This window comes from Pseudomonas sp. HP_14, from assembly GCF_055283875.1.
In genome coordinates this window covers 384668-403090 of sequence record NZ_JBTOQI010000001.1, presented here as the reverse complement: position 1 = coordinate 403090, position 18423 = coordinate 384668, and the positions used below count along the sequence as shown (strand labels likewise).

Sequence of the window (18423 nt, the reverse complement as noted above, 5' to 3'; positions counted from 1 at the left end):
TTTATTCGCGCCGCATGGACATGGGGAATTGGGTGTTGCCATAGTTACCTTGGCAATCAGCGATGCTTTGGGCGCCTGGCTTGCAGGACACTTGAGGCATGTCATAACGGCTACCGTCGGTGCAACTGGCTTGATCCTGGCTGTGTATGCCCAAGTTGCCAGCATTCATCGCAGCATTGACTGCACCTGTGCAGGACACGCCATCCGGGCGGCGGATAGTGACGTTGCCCTGGCCTTTCTCGAATGCGTATTCCAGGCGTAATGGCTTGGAGGTTTTAGCGTCCATGATTCCGGCGCCCGCACGGTAATTGCCGTTGAGAAAATCAGCGGGGCCTTCAGCAATACCCGGTGGAATGCTCAGCGGTGTACCGGGAGCAACTGGGGCGCTGGATTGCGCAGGCTCGGCGGCCGTGGTCGGCGGCGAAGCTGGCTCAGGTGCAGGTGGCTCGGCGGGTTGTGGTTCGCCGGCCTCTGGTACAGGTTCTGTCTTCGGCTCTGGCGTCGTCGTAGCGGGCTCCGTAGCCGGGAGGGAAGGCAGTTGGCCGTTCGCCGGTATTTCGCTGGCAGGCAATGTTGCGCCGCGAGGTACAACGTTTCCGGACTGACTGTTGAGATTCGAAGTGTCTATGGTCGTGGTCGTGGTCGTGGCGGGCAGGGACACGCTTCCCACCGGCAGCGTGACCGTTGGTATACAGCCGCGTAGCAGGCCAAATAGCAGCAGGGCCAGTAGTAAAAGCAATAATGGCCATAGCCACCAGAAACGGCGCCACCAGGGACGCACGCGCGTAGTCAGAGATATCGGGGTGTCAGGCGCGGTAACAGGTGTGAGTGCCGTCAGAGGGGCGGGCGGGGCGACGATCGGCGCGGGAGTCAGGAAATACAGCGGGTCGCGATGGCGATCGCCTTCGTGCTGCACAAAGCCCCAGAAGCTCAATACCGGCTGGGTGTAATGCTCAATCTCACCTTGGGCGTTGGTACGCTTGGCCTGGACCAGGTACAGATAGTTCTCAGAGGGTGCATGAGGCACGAGGCCCAGAAGTTTTCCGAAAATAACCTGATCGCTTTGGCCGCCTTTGTTACCGGCTTGCACCAGTGCCAGACTCATGTCCGCGATGGTATTTTTGAAATGAATCAGTTGCGAGCGGGCTTCTTCGGTCTCTGCTTCTGTGGCAGAACTCCAGGGTACAACGTCACCCTGAACCGGGCTATACCAGTCAATGACGCTGCCTTGTTCATTGCTTTTTGGCACAGCGAGGAACAGAGCCAATGCAGGCGATTTTCGGGTCAGCGCTGCGATGAGTTGCAGCGCAGCCTTGTAAACAGGTTGCCCTGTTTCTCCCACGGCAATGAAATCGTCACTTTTGCCCGTACGAAGCAGCGCACCGTGCATGCTGAACATTCCCTTGTAATTCAATCCATTGGCTGATGAAGACGCTTCAGCAGGCGGCAACAGTAATGGCTAAATGCCGTTGTCGTCAATTTTTACACAAAATAATGTTTCGCTCTGTGGATACCGTGCCAGAGGGGATGGCGTAGCTGTTCTGCATTTTTTTGTCAGCTGCATTGCGGCTTTGTGCCTTTTCAGTCGGCACTTTGGCAATAGAAGGAACAGTGCGATACCGGGGGCTACTGATTTGCTCGCGGAGCCTGCACAAGGGGGAAACTCAAGGTTTCTATCTGGCATACCCCTCAGGTAAACGCGCTAATGTTTTGCGTTTGAATCCCGCGTTGCAGCACATCGCTGTGACCTGCTTTATGCTGCACGCATCAATGAGGCGTCGTTGGGGGTCATCGTGATAGCGACAACGACATCTCCGACCAATGACTGGAACTGATCCATGCAAAGTACTTCTTTCGATTCAACGGCTACCGCCTCGGTCCTGCTGCAAGCTTGGCGCAACGGTGAGTTGCTGCTTGAGTTGCCCCCAGCGCTAAGGCCCGTGACGCTTGAGCAGGGCTATGCTGCGCAGAACCAGTTGTTCAAGGCTGCCGGAGGGCCACGGGCAGGGTGGAAACTTGGTGTCGGCAGCCCGGCGGCGATGCGCTCCGGTCATCTGTCGCGCCCACTGGTGGGGCAGTTGGAGCAAGACCGCTGTCATCGCAGCGGGGTGCATCTGAAAATGCCTGCGCCGACTCAGGTCACCATCGAATGCGAGATCGCATTTATCCTGGACCGTGATTTGCCACCGCTGGCGGGCAGGAAAATCGAACCTCAGGACATCCGCTCCACCTGCGTCACTTTCGAAGTGGTGCGCTCACGATTTACTGACCGCAAGACAGTCGGCTGGCCGAGCTTTGTCGCGGACAACGTAGGTTTTGAGGCGCTGGTGATCGGCGAATCAGTGTGCGCAGGACTGGACGAAAACGCACTGCGTGAGTTGGCCGAAACCGTTGTCGTGTATCTGGATGGCGAACCCAGGGCCAAGGGGTTGTTTGATGACACGGCGACCAATCCACTGAATTCTCTGACTGCGCTTTTTCAACATGCTGCGCAGTACGGGATCACTTTGCAGGCCGGTGAGATCATCTCTACCGGAGCCATGTGTCAGCCCTTCGATATTGTGGGTTCAGGTCATAAATTGTCGGCCAGATACTTTGGCAAGACATTGGATTTTTCAGTTTAAAAAACTGAAGTCAGCCTTGGTTGTTTTGGCTGCGCATCTACTTGTAATAGCTTAGCGATATCGGTGATTCTAGTCGGCTATTAGCATTGATATGGATATGCAGATGCGTCACCTTCAAGAATTGACCCGCCCGTTAGCCATTCAGAGCATCCAGGGCATAACCTTTCATTTCGAGCCGTCCTGTCAGGATGAGTTGGCTACGCTGGTCCGTCGCTTTATTGCGGCGCCTGAGGCGCACGCGACGCTGGATATCCCTGAGGAGACACGCGGTGTGTTCCTGCTTGAGGGGCAGCGTAAATGGGTGTTGAAGTACAACCGTCTTGCGCACTGGAAAAAACAGCTACAAAACTACCTGGGTCTCAAGAAAGTATTCGGGCTGCATGATTTGACGAACGAGTTCATCAATCTGTCAGCGGTGTCGCCGCGCTCCACTAGCGTTCCTCGTGTTGCCGGGTTCGGGTATAAGGCGCGTTTCCCGTTTCTCAAGGAAGAATATCTTTTGCTGGGTTTCTTCGATCAGCACTGCAGCGTTGATGATCGACTTACCCAGCACCCTGAAGACGCTCATTCTCTGCTGCCTCAGGTATTCCGCCTCTTTGAGCAAATGCTCAGCGAAGGCTTTGTGCACATGGACCCACATCCAAAAAATATTCTGATCGGGCCGGACGGCAGCTTGCGCCTGATCGACTTTGAATGCTGCGCTCATTCAGTGATCAACCACGATTTCAGTCTTGGTTTTTTGATGGGGTATTTCTACCACTACTGGATCAAGCGTTTTATTGCGCTCGAAGACTATCGGGCGCTGTGTGAGCGCTATTTGCTTGATGAACAGCCAGGACTTGACCGGACCGTTTTTCTGCCCGTCTTCGAGCGTTTCCTGACGAAGAAAGTATCGCGCAGTACCCGCTACAGCATCTTTACCAGTGCCAGCCATCAAACCGCATTCAGACAGGCGCCCGATACGCACCCTTGATGGGATGCTGGCTCTGTGCAGATACGCGCCTATGCGCTCAAGGGGATTGCCGAGATGGAGTTCATCTCGGCAAATGGGGCATTTGAAGCGCAACCGGGCGAGGGTGGGGGGGGGCGTCACGACGGCCGCCTGGGCAAGGTTGGCGGGTTCAATCGCCGCCTTTCATGCGCCGCGCAATCAGGTAGAGACCCAAACCCACCAGTGCAGTGGCTGCACCGATATACCCGGTGCTGGTCCAGCCCAGCCCGGCGGTAATTGCCATCCCGCCAAACCATGGTCCAAGCGCATTCGCCAGGTTGAATGCCGCATGGTTGGACGCGGCAGCCAGGCTTGGGGCTTCGTGAGCAATGTCCATGAGGCGGATCTGTAGTGGAGCCGCCAGAGCCACCATTGTTCCAACAAGGCCGATGCCTAGCGTGACGCCCCACAGCGAACCGGCTGCAAACGGAAAGAACAGCAGCACTGCCATCGACCAGACGAGTATCAGGCCCACCGCACGGAACTGCAGACGGTCGAACAGTTTGCCTCCGGCGATGTTGCCGATGATGCCGCCCAGTCCGAAAGCAGCCAGCCCGAAGGGAATCCATTGCGGTGTTACGCGGGTGACTTCGAGCATCGTGGGTGCCAGGTAACTGAAGACGCAGAACATCCCGGCAAAGCCAATGGCACCAATCGCAAGGGCCATCCAGACCTGCGGTTTGGTGAAAGCTCGCAGCTCCTTGCGCGGATCACTGCGCGGCTCATCATGGCGGTCTGGCACAAAGCGCCAGACCAGCGCGATGGTGCAGATTGCAATGGCTCCTACCAGCGCGAATGCTGATCGCCAGCCGAAAAACTGACCCAACACCGTCGCAATAGGGTTGCCCAGCAGCATCGCCAGCGTCAGGCCCATCATCACCCTTGCCACGGCACCGGCACGCTTATTGGTAGGCACCATGCTCGAAGCCACCACTGCTGCGATACCGAAATAGGCGCCATGAGGCAGGCCGCTGATAAACCGAAAGGCAATCAAGCTGCCAAATGTCGGAGTAAACGCAGTTGCCAGATTGCCCAGAGCGTACAGCGCCATGAGCAGTAGAAGCAGGTGTTTGCGCAGCAACCTGGCACCCAGAATGGCCAAAAGCGGTGCTCCGACCATCACCCCCAATGCATACGCGCTGATGGCATGGCCTACCTGTGGTTCGCTCAATTGCAGGTTGCTGGCGATGTCGGGCATCAGCCCCATGATCGCGAATTCGCCAGTACCGATAGCGAAAGCGCCTACGGCCATTGCGGCTTCCATTTTGGCGGCCGAGCGTGCGGGCAGTACATGCCCGGGTGTTTGCTGAATAGACATGCGTCGTCAAAATCTCAAGGGTCACGAAGAGTGCGGCGCCGATGCTAACCAGAAATCGGCGAAAGGGTCTAGAACGCCCTTTGGCGATAGAGTTCAGAAGAATTAGTGTCTACCGGCAGACACTTTACCCGGTGCGTCTGCGGGAAGGGGCCAAGGCCGATGCATTCGGCGGCAGGCATTCAGCGTTCTGCTCGCTGTGTCACAACCAGAATGTGGGGATGTGATCAGTGCGAGTGCGTCAGTACGATCAGTTTTTGAATCGTGCACGAACAGCATCAAGGTCTTTAAGGACGGTAGGCGGCTCTTTGTCCATAGGCAAGTTTTCCCGATCTTCGATTGCATCATGAGATTTGGACGAATCGGCTGGCAGTGCCGAGAACAGTGGATCGAGATCGTCTTGCGCATTGCCTCTTTCTGCCACTAACTCGAAGGTCTTGCGGGTTGCCGCTACTGATGTCAGTGACGCGACCAGGACCTCGGCGATCTGCACTCGGGCGACTACGCCATCAGATGGAGAGCCTGCCCAGTGTGTGTCACCCTGGCGCATCACCAGTCGCTGCTGATCAGCTGCGTTGTAGTCGAACCAACCAGGTCGCACGATGGTGTAAGGCAGCCCGCTGGCACGTACCAACCGTTCGCCTCGCCGTTTCCAGTCATGCCCGACACTGGGTTTTGTCACTCCGACAGTCGTCATCAAGGCTATCCGGGCGGGCGCACTCAGCACGCTCAGAACATTGCGCACGGCGCCGTAATTGACCTGCTCGGCGCCTCGCGGATCATTGCCGCTGATGCCGTGTGTGAACACAATTGCGGTCACTCCGGCAACTGCTTCGTGTAGCGTATTGGCACGCGTGAGGTCGCCGACAATGACCTTTACGCCTGCCGGAAACAGTTTGGCCTGATCCGGATCGCGCACCAGTGCCCGCGTCTCGTATCCACGTTTTAATGCCTCGGCGACAACCGGTTGACCGATGCTGCCACTCGCACCAACGACCAGCACTACCGGGTTTTCTCCCCCCTGATTTTCTTTAGCGTCCTGATGGGTGACGTCGCTGGCCATGCCTGCCTTAGGATTCGCCGGTGAAGTTGCTTCTGCCATGACCATTTCGGTCAGCAAAGAGAGCAGAAGCGTTACCGAGAACCTGATTGAGAAAAAACTCATGATGCGTACTCCAAGCGTCATTGAGCAAAAGATCCGGCAGAGGGCGCTGGTTCTTTCGTGTTTTTGTCACAGATCCACGCTCATCAAGCGCTGGTCCTGAAAGTCGCAAGCAGAGCCTCAATATCGACTACCAAAGCGCTTCCAGCGCGTCGTTCAACAAGGCTTGCATATCTATGATCAGGTGAGCTCTCGCCTCGCCGCGTTGCAAGACCTGCGTGCTAGTCGACTGGAGGCGGGGCAGGCCGGTGGAGTACATCCTACGGAGCCTGGTCTCTCCAATTAAGAGGCTTATTCTGGATACCTTCCTGAGCTGAGTTCATCAGTGCGGTATTTGGTGCTGGAGGTAATGGATTTGACTTGGCTCGCATGCCGGAACGACTTCTATCGACGGCGGTGGTTGCGGGCACTGCTATAACCGACAAGACGCTGCCTCGTCCTTGAGCGCTTGGGGGATGTAAAAATCAGCATCGGATCAGGTCGCCCTTATGCGAAAAATCCGTGACTGATTAGCTCAAGAGCTTCTTCAACTGCGCAATAGCCGGGCGTGGTGGTAGCGGCGTCCAGAGCGGCCAATCCTCCAAAGGTCTTCTGTGCTTTGTTAAGCCAGTGAGCTGACTTGGTCTTGTCACCAAAAACGTGCTCAGCGAGAATCACTAGCTTACTCACCCGGTACAGGCGGTCGCCTTCATCTAGCGACAGGCGCTCGCCCTTGATCTGACGGCGGCGCAGGGTAGGCGCGCTGATGATCCCAAGGTTGACTGCGCTGACGCCGTGTCGGGACAGGTTGTCGAGGGCTGTCAGCGATACGCCGTTGCGAATAAGCTGATCCATAGACTGACCAGGTACTCCCTCCATCAGCTGTAGCACCTGAAAGTCCATCTGAGTAATCATGATTGCGTCCATTGGTCGGGTAGTCGCGTGGGAGGATAGAGCAAGCAAACCTGAGGGAGTGGTAATGGGCTGTACTGGCAGGGGTGATGTCGCGTAGGGGGCAATGCGCTTCGGTAGTCGTAATCGTAAGTGAGTCGCCTGCGAGCTCATGATTAGTGACACTGCCTGCATCCTAGCGCGACAACTGGAAGGGAAACTTCGTGATTCGCGGCCAAGAAAAAGGGCGGTTTTGTCAGAACAGCCTCTCAGTGATTCAGATCACGAGATGACTAAGGTCCTGCAAAACCGCCCAGACGCTTGATTCAATATGGCTCCACGACCTGGACTCGAACCAGGGACCCAGTGATTAACAGTCACTTGCTCTACCAACTGAGCTATCGCGGAATGGGCGCTATGTTACTGTTTCAATTGGATTAGTCAAGCGTGTGCCGAAAATATTTTTACTATTCAGCAGCTTGGCGAGGCACGTCTCCAAAGAGGGCGGGCTTTGGCGTAGTGTAGTCGGCGTGCCCTTTGTGACTGATCCCTAGAGAGGTGAAAGAAGTGACCGTCAGCAATCGTCTTGAATCGTTATTTCCTGCGCTGGAACAGATCCCTGAGCAGTACCGTCCTGTTGAGGCCATCGAACAGCGCGAGTACCTGGTCAATGGCACGTTGCAGCTGTGGCAAGGGCCTTTGGCACCGGTGCGCAGCCCGGTATGTCTTAGTGGTGCCGACGGTATCCGCTCAGTCATTCTGGGCAGCACTCCTTTGCTGGATGCGGCCACCGCGATGACCGCACTGGAGGCGGCGGTTCAGGCTTACGACAGAGGGCAGGGCGCTTGGCCGACGATGCGGGTTGTTGAGCGTATTCAGCATGTAGAGGCGTTTCTCAAGCGCATGCGCGAGCAGCGTGAGGCAGTGGTTAAGCTGCTGATGTGGGAGATTGGCAAAAATCTCAAGGACTCGGAGAAAGAGTTTGATCGCACCTGCGATTACATCGTCGACACCATCAATGCGCTCAAGGAGCTGGATCGGCGTTCGAGTCGTTTCGAGCTTGAGCAGGACACCTTGGGCCAGATTCGCCGGGTTCCTCTGGGCGTGACGCTGTGTATGGGGCCCTACAACTATCCGCTTAATGAAACCTTCACCACGCTCATACCGGCACTGATCATGGGTAATACCGTGGTCTTCAAGCCGGCCAAGTTTGGTGTGTTGTTGATCCGGCCATTGCTGGAAGCCTTTCGGGACAGCTTTCCGGCCGGTGTCATCAACGTTATCTACGGCAGCGGTCGGGAAACGGTCAGTGCATTGATGGCCAGCGGCAAGGTCGATGTGTTCGCCTTTATCGGCACTAACAAAGCCGCCAGTGACTTGAAGAAGCTTCATCCCAAGCCACATCGTCTGCGTGCTGCACTGGGCCTGGATGCCAAGAATCCAGGCATTGTGTTGCCGGATGTGGACCTGGATAACGCCGTGAGTGAGTCTATAACCGGAGCGTTGTCTTTCAATGGTCAGCGTTGCACTGCGCTCAAGATTCTCTTCGTGCATGAAAGTGTGGTCGACAGTTTTCTGGAAAAATTTCAGCACAAACTTGCCCAATTGAAAGCCGGTATGCCATGGGAGACGGGGGTGTCGTTGACGCCATTGCCTGAGCCTGGCAAGACCGACTACCTCAAGGGGCTGGTCGAAGACGCTGTGAGTAAAGGCGCGCGCGTGGTCAATGAGGGTGGCGGGGAGATCAATGAAACATTCTTCTACCCGGCGGTGTTGTATCCAGTGACTTCGGCTATGCGGGTTTACCATGAAGAGCAGTTTGGTCCGGTAGTGCCCATTGTCGCTTATCGCGATCTGGAGTCGGTGATCGACTACGTACTGGACTCGGACTTCGGCCAGCAACTGAGCATTTTTGGCAGTGATTCTGCTCAGGTCGGACGTCTGGTGGATGCGTTTGCCAATCAGGTCGGGCGTATCAACATCAATGCGCAGTGTCAGCGTGGCCCGGATCAGTTTCCCTTCAACGGTCGCAAAAACTCGGCCGAAGGGACTTTGTCGGTTCATGACGCGCTTCGGGTTTTCTCGATCCGTACGTTGGTTGCGACCAAGTTTCAGGAAAGTAACAAAAAGCTGGTCAGCGACATTATTCGTAATCGGGAGTCCAGCTTCCTCACCACTGACTATATTTTTTAACGGATGGGGACTGGGGCGTCAGACTGGCGGTGCAGCGGCACCGTAGTCTGGCAGCCCTGTTATTGGGGATGAGTGAGTTGGGTTAAATCGTTATTCCAAAAGATCCGTATCGAGATACTTCGCGGAATCAAGTTGATGCTGTAATGTGTCGGGCGTCTTTAAAAACGAATCTGCTTTAGTGATATTGAATGGAATATAACAGTGCGCCGAACTCGTTCGTGTGCCATGGTTACGGACACTGAAATTTGCTTGACGATTATCTCCCTGCGAAGCAGTCGATACTCCCCGAATACGCACGTTTTGCGAGCCCGTCTTGTGTCAGGTGGACCCCGCGCTGGTCAGTATTATTCCCTGAAGTGTTGGTGTTTGTTACTCCTGCATGGCGTCGCGATGATCTTTATCGTCCTTTATCGCGGAGTTTTCGTGGTGAATACTTTTCGTTGGAACGGTCAGGCATGAATCTCGGTAAGTTGGATCCAATCATAAATATTTGCCGGAATGAAGTACCGGTGCTGATTAACAACTCGTCGCACAGGGATGACGCGTCGCTAGTTTATGTTGAGCGCTGGTTTAAGCGTGTGGAGGTTTTGCAATGATTGTTGACGACGGTGATGTCTTTGATCGGTTGCTGGCCAATTGTGATCAGGAGCCTATTCAGGTCCCGGGTGCAATCCAGCCCCATGGCGTGCTGCTGACTGTCAACGAGGCAACCTGGGTCGTGCAACAACTCAGCGCAAATGCCGATGGGCTCTTTGGCCGCCCCGCATTGGAACTGGCTGGGAAGGACCTTGAAATCGTGCTGGGCGCACAACAGGCGCAGCTAGTGCGCAGCGCTGCAGCGGCCTATTCACTGGACGAAGTCAATCCGCTGTCGTTGACCTATGGCTTGGGTCAGATGGACTGCACCTTGCATCGTTACGACGGGTTGCTGGTGCTGGAGATTGAAAATCCCGGTGAGCTTACTTCAGCCAGCATGCAGCATCTGGATCGTGGCCTGGGCCGCACGCTGCGCCGACTGCAAGGTGCAAAATCCCTCGCAGAGCTTTACGAAATAAGTGTCCGCGAAATTCAGGCATTGACCGGTTATGACCGCGTGCTTATCTATCGTTTCGAAGCTGAAGGGCATGGCCAGGTTATTGCTGAGGCGTCCAGCCCGGGCATGGACATCTATAACGGTCTGTTTTTTCCGGCATCCGATATTCCGAGCCAGGCTCGTGAACTGTACCGGGTCAACTGGTTGCGGATAATCCCCGATGCGCGCTACATGCCTGTGCCTCTGGTGCCACTGCTACGCCCTGATACGTTGTTGCCGCTGGACATGACGCATTCGCTGTTGCGCAGTGTTTCGCCGATTCACTGCCAATACATGAAGAATATGGGCGTGTTGTCCTCTATGAGCATTTCTTTGCTAAAGGACGATCGTCTCTGGGGGCTGATCAGTTGTGGCAATCGCCAGCCGTTGCTGGTGCCACATGGGTTGCGGGCCGCTTGCCAGACGATTGGTCAGGTGCTCTCGATGCAGATCAGTGCTCTTGAAGAGGCCGAGATAACCCGTCAGCGCCAGAAGAAAGAGGTATTGCTCGCAGAGCTTGGCCGTGTCATGCACTTGTCCGCCGACGAGGATGTACTGGAGGCGCTGGCACAGGATCCAGAGTCGCTGATGGCGTTGACCGGAGCGTCAGGCGTCGCTGTGCTGGTAGAGGAGCGATTGCACGTGTGGGGTGCTTGTCCTGCGGTAGAGCATATCCGTTCTCTTTATACCTGGGTTCAACAGCAGCCTTCAGGCATTTATGAATCATCGAATCTGAGTGCCGATTTCCCGGCTGCTCATGAATATCAGGATGTCGGCAGCGGCCTTCTGACGTTCACGTTGCCCAAGCCGGTGGACAATGCCGTGCTGTGGTTTCGTCCGGAGGTCAAGGACAGCGTTCATTGGAGCGGCGACCCGAGCAAGCCGATGGAAATGTCCGAAACCGATACCGGTAATCGGCTTCAGCCTCGCAAATCATTCGAGATATGGAAGGAGCAGGTGGATGGCAAAGCGCATCGCTGGGACAGTGGTGACCTGTTCGCGGTCGCTGACCTGAGACGCTCTGCGCTGGAGGCCGATCTGTCTCGTCAGGTGCTACGTGAGCAGGAAGCAGTACGTGCGCGGGATGAATTGGTCGCAGTGGTTTCCCATGACTTGCGCAACCCAATGACTGTGATCGTGATGCAGTGCGGAATGATGCAGCGATTGATCGGGGCCGACAGCACTCCGTCCTCCAAGCGGGTCAACTCAGCTATCGATACGATGCAGCGTGCGACAACGCGAATGACCAATCTGCTGGAGGATCTTCTGGATACCTCGAAAATCGAGGCCGGACGCTATTCCATCACGACGCAGCCTCGCGATGTAAGTCAGATTTTCGAAGAGGCTTATTCGCTGCTCGCACCGTTGGCGCTGAATAAATTCATCGAGCTGAGTTTTGTTTCCGAACCCGGTTTGCGTGTTATGGCTGACCCGGAGCGGCTGTTTCAGGTGCTGTCCAACCTGATTGGGAACGCCATCAAGTTCACTCCTAGAGAGGGGCGAGTCGCTGTCACCGCCGAAAAACAGGGTGATTACGCCACCTTCAGCGTTGTCGACACTGGAGCCGGTATCGCCCCTGACCAACTACCTCATGTGTTTGAACGATACTGGCGGATTCGTGAGGGTAATCCGAGTGGTACGGGTCTGGGGCTTTACATCTCAATGGGGATCGTCAAAGCCCATGGCGGTGAGTTATGGGTCCGCAGTGAATTGGGGCAAGGCAGCGAATTCAGCTTTACAGTGCCTTTGGTTTCTATTGAGGTAATGGCCGAATAGACCGCCTGACCGCAGCACGCAACTTCAAGCTTCGTGCGGGAGTCGACATGGGTAATGAATGGTCTTCAGGCAGGAGCCGCCATCATGATTTCACGTATACCTGAGCAGTTGTACTTTGACGAGAACCACTCCATTCCCAATAGCAGATTACCGGTGCTGATCTATCGGGGGGTGTCGTTTGATAGCCCTGATACTGCCAAGGCGTTCGAGCGACTCTTTACCAGCAATCACTGGCTGGCAAAGTGGCGTGACGGGATTTTTGACTACCACCATTATCACGCTACTGCGCATGAGGCGCTGGGCGTGGCAAGCGGCGCCGCACGGGTGATGCTTGGGGGCGCAGGCGGGCAGGAAGTCACCGTGGCACCTGGCGATGTGCTGGTATTGCCAGCCGGAACCGGTCACTGCTGCCTCGAACAAAGCGATGACTTCCTGGTTGTGGGGGCTTATCCCTACAATCAGAGCAATTACGATATCCAGCGTGCAGACCCTGCTCTGCTGCCGGTTTCAAGGCAGCGTATTGTCGAGGTGCCTTTGCCTGAAGCCGATCCCCTTAATGGTACGACAGGGGCTTTACTGCGATTCTGGATCTGAGTCCTGACCAGACTGGTCAGTCAGTTAATTTCGTCATGAACCGTTGCTTTGTTTGGATAACCGGGACAGCTTCTATATTCTTTGGTCTATCCGCTTTTCAGGGACATCGGATGCGCTGTCATTCGATCTTTGAATATGCGCCTGTTTTCTGCCATGCCAAGGAAACTAGATGACCATCGTCAGCACGCCTCTATCTGGCGTCAATCAGCCACTCAAGGGCATTGCGCTTATTGTGCTGGCAACGTTTCTGTTTGCCAGTCATGACACCATCTCCAAGTACCTGTCCGGTTTCTATCCCGTCTTCATGGTCGTCTGGGTGCGTTACTTGGTGCATACCTTGCTCATGGCCGGGATTTTCATGCCCTCGGCAGGGCTGCGGGTTTTGCGTACCAAACGTTTGAAGCTGCAGATAATACGGGCGCTCTGTCTGTTGGGGACCAGCCTGTTGTTCACGACCGGGCTGATGTATATCCCGCTGGCCGAAGCAACCGCCGTTAACTTCCTTGCGCCGTTGTTGATCACCGCTATGTCAGTACCGTTACTGCACGAGCATGTCACGCGTAAACAGTGGGCCGCAGTGCTGGTGGGTTTTGTGGGGGTGCTGATCATCGTGCATCCCGGAGGTGAGTTGTTTACTCCGGCTGTTTTGCTGCCGTTGGGTTCTGCGACGCTATTTGCGTCCTATCAGTTGCTGACCCGCATGGTCAGTGCTCATGACAGTCCGACCACCAGCAACTTTTTTGCCGGGCTGTTCAACAGCCTTGTCATGACTGCATTGCTACCTTTTTTCTGGACTGTGCCGGAGCCCAAGCATCTGCCGTTCATGCTGGCGCTCGGCGCATGCGGCATGGTTGCTCATTTACTGTTGACCCAGGCCTTTCGCTTCGCCGCTCCCGCGATGCTGGCGCCGTTCAGTTATTGCCAGATTGTATTCGCCGGTTTGCTGGGCTATCTGGTGTTCGGTCATGCGCCGTCTTTGACGGCTCAATTGGGCATCGCGGTAATCTGCCTGAGCGGATTGGCAGCAGCGTGGCAACAGCGCACCAAGGCCTGACGGATAGCGACTCCTGACGTCCATTTGTTGAAATGCCTTGATATATACAGGCACGCCCCCATTGAACTCGTAGCGCTTTTGAAAAGCTTATTTCTGTCTATGCGAACGCAACTGGAGAAATCGCTATGTATCCTGATGTACAGCTATTCATCGACGGTCAATGGCGTGCAGGCCAACAAGGTCGCACCCTGCCAGTCATCGATCCTGCCACAGGTGAGCAATTGGGCACCGTTGCGCACGCCAGTATTCCTGACCTCGATGAAGCGCTGGCCGCTGCCGAGCGTGGTTTCGCGGTGTGGCGCAAGACTTCGGCTTACGATCGCTACAAGACGATGCAGAAAGCCGCACAGCTTCTGCGTGAGCGTGCGGATGTGATTGCCCGGATCATGACGCAGGAGCAGGGTAAGCCTTTGGCTGAGGCCCGTGCCGAGGTGCTGTCCGGTGCTGATGTTGTCGAATGGTTGGCCGAAGAGGGCCGTCGTAGTTATGGCCGCATTGTTCCATCCCGTGGAGCAAGCGTTGAGCAGAAGGTCGTCAAGGAACCGGTTGGGCCCGTCGCTGCGTTTACACCGTGGAACTTCCCGATCAATCAAATCGTGCGCAAACTCTCGTCGGCTCTTGCCGCGGGCTGTTCAATCATCGTCAAGGCCCCTGAAGAAACACCGGCATCACCTGCCGAGCTGATCCGTGCGTTTGCAGACGCCGGTGTGCCAGCGGGTGTTATTGGTCTGGTGTACGGCGATCCGGCGGAAATCTCTTCGTATCTCATCCCTCATCCGGTCATCCGCAAGGTGACCTTCACCGGCTCGACGCCGGTCGGCAAGCAGCTGGCTGCTCTGGCCGGGCAGCACATGAAACGCGCCACAATGGAGCTTGGTGGTCATGCTCCGGCGCTGGTTTTTGATGATGCCGATGTTGATCTTGCTGCGCGCGTGTTGGCCACGGCCAAGTTCCGCAATGCCGGTCAGGTGTGCGTTTCACCGACTCGCATTCTGGTGCAGCGCGGGGTGTTCGATGCATTCCTCGAGAAGTTTGTCGGTCTGACCCGGGAAATCAAGGTGGGTAACGGTCTGGACTCCACCGTAACCATGGGGCCGGTCGCCAATGAGCGACGTATTCCCGCACTGGCGGCATTGGTAGAGGACGCTAAAGCTGCTGGCGCGACGCTGAATGCTGGCGGTCGGGCGATTGATGGCCCTGGTTATTTCTTCGAGCCGACCGTACTCAGTGGCCTGACTCGCGAAATGCGCATCATGAACGAGGAGCCGTTCGGTCCAGTCGCTCTGTTGGTGCCGTTCGATACGGTTGAAGAGGCCATCGCCGAATCCAATCGAGTACCGTTTGGTCTGGCTTCTTATGCCTTTACCACGTCAATGAAGACGGCTCATGCGTTGAGCACCTACATTGAGGCGGGCATGCTGTCCATCAACCATCAGGGTATTGGTTTGCCGGAAGTGCCATTTGGTGGCATCAAGGATTCTGGCTATGGCTCCGAAGGGGGGACCGAAGCGATTGAGGCCTATCTGAATACCAAGCTGGTGACTCAGTTCAACCTTTAAACGCTTAGCGACACAGGCGCAATAAAGTAAAAGGCCGCCAGCTTCTTGATGAGCTGGCGGCCTTTCTTTTGGAGCGATTAACGGGGCGAATCACTCGGTAGCTTGTAGCCCTTGTTGCTTCATCACCAGATTCTTTTCTTTCTTGTACTGCAAGGCTACGGCTGGAGGCGGGTTACTTTTGCCTGTTTCCATCCATTGGCGGATCCGGCTAGCGTCCGCAAAGTGTGTGTATTTGCCGAATGCATCGAGAATCACCATCGACACAGGACGATTGGCCATGCTGGTCAGCAGCACCAGGCAGTGCCCGGCCTGATTGGTGAAACCCGTCTTGGTCAATTTGATGTCCCAGTTGGATTTTCGAACCAGGTGGTCGGTGTTGCTGAAGCCGAGGCTGTAAGTCGGCTTGCGGAACGTCACGGTTTTCTCCGGCGTTGTACTTAACTCGCTAAGCGCTGGATATTTACGTGATGCCAATAGCAGTTTGGTCAGATCGCGGGCGGTAGAAACGTTGTATATCGAGAGGCCTGTAGGCTCGACATATACGGTGTGCTTCATACCCAAGGCCTTGGCTTTGGCATTCATCGCCAGAATGAACGCTGCGTAGCCGCCCGGATAACTGTGCGCGAGGCTGGCCGCCGCGCGATTTTCAGACGACATCAAGGTAATGAGCAGCATTTCCCGGCGCGGTAGTTCGCTGCCCAGTTTTACCCGGGAGAACACGCCTTTCATTTCCGGCGTCTGAGAGATATTGACCGGAATGACCTCATCCATGGACTGCTTGGCGTCCAGCACGACCATCGCGGTCATGAGTTTGGTAACCGAGGCGATCGGTACGATGACATCCGGATTGCTTGAATACAGAACTTTATCGGTTTGCAGATCGACGACCATGGCACTGCCTGACGCCAGATGAAGAAGTGACGGGTCACGATTAAGTGGGGCGGGGTCGTTCGCATAGGCACTGGTGGATAGTGCCGGGCCTGCAAGTGCAAATAAAAGGCCCAAAAGTGGAAGACGAATTTTCAAGAGCAACGCTCACTAAAAGTGGAGTGTGGTATCACACAGGGTTAAAGAAACTGCGCGGTATTTTATGAGCAGGCCTGACTACTGTCGATGGGTGTTGTAGGACGTTTCACTAATAAGCGTAATATTTAACTTTGCATCGACCGGCTGAAATATCGTCCGTCGATGACAATAGTCGTGGTGTCCGGCGCCAGCACCGATTAGCATCCCATGCCATCGATAGCAGCCGACACAGACCGAAGGAGTCGCGCAATGCCCAAGGGGTTTATCAGCAAGGATTACGTCGTTTTAGTGATAGTTGCCGGTGCAATAGCCGTTCTGTTGATGGGGGCAGGATTCTTTTCAAGGCCTGCAGACTGGGTGGGTTGGGTTCAGGCAACGGGCTTGATTATCGGCATGATGGTCGCTGTTGCAGTGCCGGGTATTCAGCGCAGCCAGGAGGCTGCAGTGCAACACAAGGCTATGCGCGAAGGGCAGATCGGTTATGCCAGGCGCATGCAGTATCTGTGCGGCGAGCTGGGCGAGCTGTTGGGCAAAATCAGCCTGAGTCTGAACCATCTGCGCGCAACTGATCGGCATCGCTTGAAGTATGTCTTGCAAGATTATCTGCACCGCCTGTTTGAATCCCACAAGGATGACCTGAATGACGATCGCGTAGTGATTGCCTACGAGTTGCGTCAGGTCGCAAACGACCTTATCGATGAGCTGGAAAGTGGTCGTTCGGATCGGGTGGTGTTCATGAGCATGGAAAAGCGTCTGCAGAAACTGACCCATCGGTGTCAGGTCAACGCGGCGATGGCCGAGCGTCTCTGATTGTCGGTTGCGAATGTGCAGCCAAAAAAAAGCCCGCACCAGGGGAGGGATGCGGGCAAGGGGATGTGCGGAGCAACGCACGATTCATTCAGGGCGTAGAACCAGGTGAGCTGTCGGTCTATCGCGAGTGGTCAGCCATTCAACTGACCACTTTCAAACATATCGGAACGCGCTTGTGCGGCATTCAGCGAGGCGAAAGGGCCGCTGACGGGCTCACCGTCGTGCACCAGATACCAGCAGGCCAGAAGACCCTGGGCTCTAAGGGCTTGCGGGACTGCGCTGCCTACCACTGACATGATTTTGAGTGTGTTCATAAGTGCCTCCAACAATCTATGGCGCTACTCTACGGCGTCATGGGACGCAGCAGAAATCAACGCTCTCGATAGTGGACATTGATGAACAGGCAAGCCGGAGATGTTCGGCGGATGAGGGTCAGTCGACGACCTGGTCCAGCATGTTGATGACTTCCTCGTCGGACAACACGCCTTTTTCCACCAGATTCTGAGCCAGAAGCGCAACGAACTTGGCAGTCCGGTGACCTTCAAGGCTCTTGAGTTCTGTCAAGGCGCTGTAGACTTTGTTCGACGTACAGAGTCCGACCATTCGATGTGGGTTCTGTGTCGGCATCCTGATTTCCTTATTGTTATGGCTGACTGGTAGCAATGGCGCTGGAAGGTTTTCATTTGGCCAGAAGTGAGCCGGGACTGTTAGCAGGCTATCGTCTTTTTTTCGCCGATCTTGAGCCTGAAGATAGCTGTTATCGGCCATCCAGCAAAAAAAAGCCCCGCCAGTAAGGGCGGGGCTTTTTCAATGGTTACCAGCGACCACGATCATAATAGCCGCGCGGCGGTCCGTAATAACCCGGCGGAGGGCCGTAATAGCCAGGTGGTGGGCCATACACGCGCACAGGCGGCGCCACAACCTGATAAGCCGGTTGGTAATAGACGGGTTGTGGCGGTGCCTGAACGTAGACCGGCTGCTGGACATAGACCGGCTGTTGCTCAACATAGACAGTTCTGTCGCGGCCGGAAGAGACCGCTGAACCAATAACGCCACCCACAATTGCACCTACAACTGCAGGGCCCGCCCAGCCACCGCCGCCACCATGGGCGTTCGCCTGGCCGGCCATGGCCAGAGCAGCTAACAGCAAGGCAACCTTGGGAATTTGACGAATCATGACTATTCCTCGACTTTCAACCCGTTGTCGCGGGCCTGCATTACTCTCAAGCACTGCCACGGGATAACTCTTAAGACAGCGCTTTGCTAAAAAACTGCGAAGCCGTTAAGTAAATTTTGTGTAAGGTATCCGGCGAGTTTGATCAGGCCGTGTTGCGGTGCTGATATTACGCTTTTCAATGAAGCAATGACTAATACCGT

16 protein-coding genes and 1 tRNA gene are annotated in these 18423 nt (G+C 55.5%); 8 read left to right on the top strand and 9 right to left on the bottom strand.

Annotation, left to right across the window (positions count from 1 at the left end; genetic code table 11):
• Position 1: 1 nt before the first annotated feature.
• Positions 2-1390 carry an SrfA family protein gene (locus ACYASS_RS01730; RefSeq protein WP_463584809.1) on the bottom strand — a complete coding sequence of 463 codons (1389 nt, stop codon included), beginning with the start codon at positions 1388-1390 and terminating at the stop codon, positions 2-4.
• 448 nt (positions 1391-1838) lie between these two features.
• Here ACYASS_RS01730 and ACYASS_RS01725 point away from each other — a divergent pair, with 448 nt between their 5' ends.
• Both ACYASS_RS01725 and ACYASS_RS01720 read left to right on the top strand, forming a co-directional pair.
• The gene (locus ACYASS_RS01725; RefSeq protein WP_463584808.1) at positions 1839-2624 is read left to right on the top strand and encodes a 2-keto-4-pentenoate hydratase; all 786 of its coding nucleotides are present in this window, start codon (positions 1839-1841) and stop codon (positions 2622-2624) included.
• 103 nt (positions 2625-2727) lie between these two features.
• Positions 2728-3597, top strand: a complete 870-nt coding sequence (locus ACYASS_RS01720; RefSeq protein ID WP_463584807.1) for a lipopolysaccharide kinase InaA family protein — start codon at positions 2728-2730, stop codon at positions 3595-3597.
• 148 nt (positions 3598-3745) lie between these two features.
• Here ACYASS_RS01720 and ACYASS_RS01715 read toward each other — a convergent pair whose 3' ends face one another.
• The 4 genes from ACYASS_RS01715 to ACYASS_RS01700 all read right to left on the bottom strand — a co-directional run bounded on the left by ACYASS_RS01715 (position 3746) and on the right by ACYASS_RS01700 (position 7370).
• Entirely contained in the window at positions 3746-4933 is a 1188-nt protein-coding gene (locus ACYASS_RS01715; RefSeq protein ID WP_463584806.1) for an MFS transporter, read from the bottom strand.
• A 247-nt stretch (positions 4934-5180) separates the two neighbouring features.
• Positions 5181-6095 carry an SDR family oxidoreductase gene (locus ACYASS_RS01710; protein ID WP_463584805.1) on the bottom strand — a complete coding sequence of 305 codons (915 nt, stop codon included), beginning with the start codon at positions 6093-6095 and terminating at the stop codon, positions 5181-5183.
• A gap of 483 nt (positions 6096-6578) precedes the next feature.
• Positions 6579-6986, bottom strand: a complete 408-nt coding sequence (locus ACYASS_RS01705; RefSeq protein ID WP_463584804.1) for an antitoxin Xre/MbcA/ParS toxin-binding domain-containing protein — start codon at positions 6984-6986, stop codon at positions 6579-6581.
• 308 nt (positions 6987-7294) lie between these two features.
• Positions 7295-7370, bottom strand: a tRNA-Asn gene (locus tag ACYASS_RS01700).
• Between the two features lie 159 nt (positions 7371-7529).
• Here ACYASS_RS01700 and ACYASS_RS01695 point away from each other — a divergent pair.
• From ACYASS_RS01695 to ACYASS_RS01675, 5 genes are all read left to right on the top strand, one after another.
• Entirely contained in the window at positions 7530-9155 is a 1626-nt protein-coding gene (locus tag ACYASS_RS01695) for an NADP-dependent glyceraldehyde-3-phosphate dehydrogenase (protein ID WP_463584803.1), read from the top strand.
• Between the two features lie 592 nt (positions 9156-9747).
• Positions 9748-12003, top strand: coding sequence for an ATP-binding protein (locus ACYASS_RS01690; RefSeq protein ID WP_463584802.1), 2256 nt, complete (start codon positions 9748-9750; stop codon positions 12001-12003).
• 84 nt (positions 12004-12087) lie between these two features.
• The gene (locus ACYASS_RS01685) at positions 12088-12597 is read left to right on the top strand and encodes a cupin domain-containing protein (RefSeq protein WP_463584801.1); all 510 of its coding nucleotides are present in this window, start codon (positions 12088-12090) and stop codon (positions 12595-12597) included.
• Between the two features lie 169 nt (positions 12598-12766).
• Entirely contained in the window at positions 12767-13651 is an 885-nt protein-coding gene (locus ACYASS_RS01680; protein WP_463584800.1) for a DMT family transporter, read from the top strand.
• 125 nt (positions 13652-13776) lie between these two features.
• Entirely contained in the window at positions 13777-15210 is a 1434-nt protein-coding gene (locus ACYASS_RS01675) for an NAD-dependent succinate-semialdehyde dehydrogenase (RefSeq protein WP_463584799.1), read from the top strand.
• Between the two features lie 90 nt (positions 15211-15300).
• Here ACYASS_RS01675 and pbpG read toward each other — a convergent pair whose 3' ends face one another.
• A complete protein-coding gene (pbpG, locus tag ACYASS_RS01670; protein WP_122663622.1) occupies positions 15301-16242 on the bottom strand; it encodes a D-alanyl-D-alanine endopeptidase in 942 nt (313 codons plus the stop codon).
• A 243-nt stretch (positions 16243-16485) separates the two neighbouring features.
• Here pbpG and ACYASS_RS01665 point away from each other — a divergent pair, with 243 nt between their 5' ends.
• Entirely contained in the window at positions 16486-17046 is a 561-nt protein-coding gene (locus ACYASS_RS01665) for a hypothetical protein (protein WP_243246863.1), read from the top strand.
• A 131-nt stretch (positions 17047-17177) separates the two neighbouring features.
• Here ACYASS_RS01665 and ACYASS_RS01660 read toward each other — a convergent pair whose 3' ends face one another.
• The 3 genes from ACYASS_RS01660 to ACYASS_RS01650 form a co-directional block, all read right to left on the bottom strand.
• A complete protein-coding gene (locus ACYASS_RS01660; protein ID WP_122663620.1) occupies positions 17178-17360 on the bottom strand; it encodes a hypothetical protein in 183 nt (60 codons plus the stop codon).
• A 118-nt stretch (positions 17361-17478) separates the two neighbouring features.
• The gene (locus tag ACYASS_RS01655; RefSeq protein WP_122663619.1) at positions 17479-17673 is read right to left on the bottom strand and encodes a hypothetical protein; all 195 of its coding nucleotides are present in this window, start codon (positions 17671-17673) and stop codon (positions 17479-17481) included.
• Positions 17674-17860: 187 nt separating this feature from the next.
• Positions 17861-18223: a hypothetical protein gene (locus tag ACYASS_RS01650; protein ID WP_463584798.1), complete on the bottom strand. Its 363-nt coding sequence runs from the start codon at positions 18221-18223 to the stop codon at positions 17861-17863.
• Between the last annotated feature and the right edge of the window lie 200 nt (positions 18224-18423).

Coding starts and splice junctions, on each gene's coding strand:
- ACYASS_RS01650 (WP_463584798.1), bottom strand. CDS start 18,223: ATGATTCGTCAAATTCCCAAGGTTGCCTTGCTGTTAGCTGCTCTGGCC.
- ACYASS_RS01705 (WP_463584804.1), bottom strand. CDS start 6,986: ATGATTACTCAGATGGACTTTCAGGTGCTACAGCTGATGGAGGGAGTA.
- ACYASS_RS01680 (WP_463584800.1), top strand. CDS start 12,767: ATGACCATCGTCAGCACGCCTCTATCTGGCGTCAATCAGCCACTCAAG.
- ACYASS_RS01665 (WP_243246863.1), top strand. CDS start 16,486: ATGCCCAAGGGGTTTATCAGCAAGGATTACGTCGTTTTAGTGATAGTT.
- ACYASS_RS01720 (WP_463584807.1), top strand. CDS start 2,728: ATGCGTCACCTTCAAGAATTGACCCGCCCGTTAGCCATTCAGAGCATC.
- ACYASS_RS01685 (WP_463584801.1), top strand. CDS start 12,088: ATGATTTCACGTATACCTGAGCAGTTGTACTTTGACGAGAACCACTCC.
- ACYASS_RS01675 (WP_463584799.1), top strand. CDS start 13,777: ATGTATCCTGATGTACAGCTATTCATCGACGGTCAATGGCGTGCAGGC.
- ACYASS_RS01730 (WP_463584809.1), bottom strand. CDS start 1,390: ATGCACGGTGCGCTGCTTCGTACGGGCAAAAGTGACGATTTCATTGCC.
- ACYASS_RS01660 (WP_122663620.1), bottom strand. CDS start 17,360: ATGAACACACTCAAAATCATGTCAGTGGTAGGCAGCGCAGTCCCGCAA.
- ACYASS_RS01710 (WP_463584805.1), bottom strand. CDS start 6,095: ATGAGTTTTTTCTCAATCAGGTTCTCGGTAACGCTTCTGCTCTCTTTG.
- ACYASS_RS01690 (WP_463584802.1), top strand. CDS start 9,748: ATGATTGTTGACGACGGTGATGTCTTTGATCGGTTGCTGGCCAATTGT.
- ACYASS_RS01655 (WP_122663619.1), bottom strand. CDS start 17,673: ATGCCGACACAGAACCCACATCGAATGGTCGGACTCTGTACGTCGAAC.
- ACYASS_RS01725 (WP_463584808.1), top strand. CDS start 1,839: ATGCAAAGTACTTCTTTCGATTCAACGGCTACCGCCTCGGTCCTGCTG.
- ACYASS_RS01715 (WP_463584806.1), bottom strand. CDS start 4,933: ATGTCTATTCAGCAAACACCCGGGCATGTACTGCCCGCACGCTCGGCC.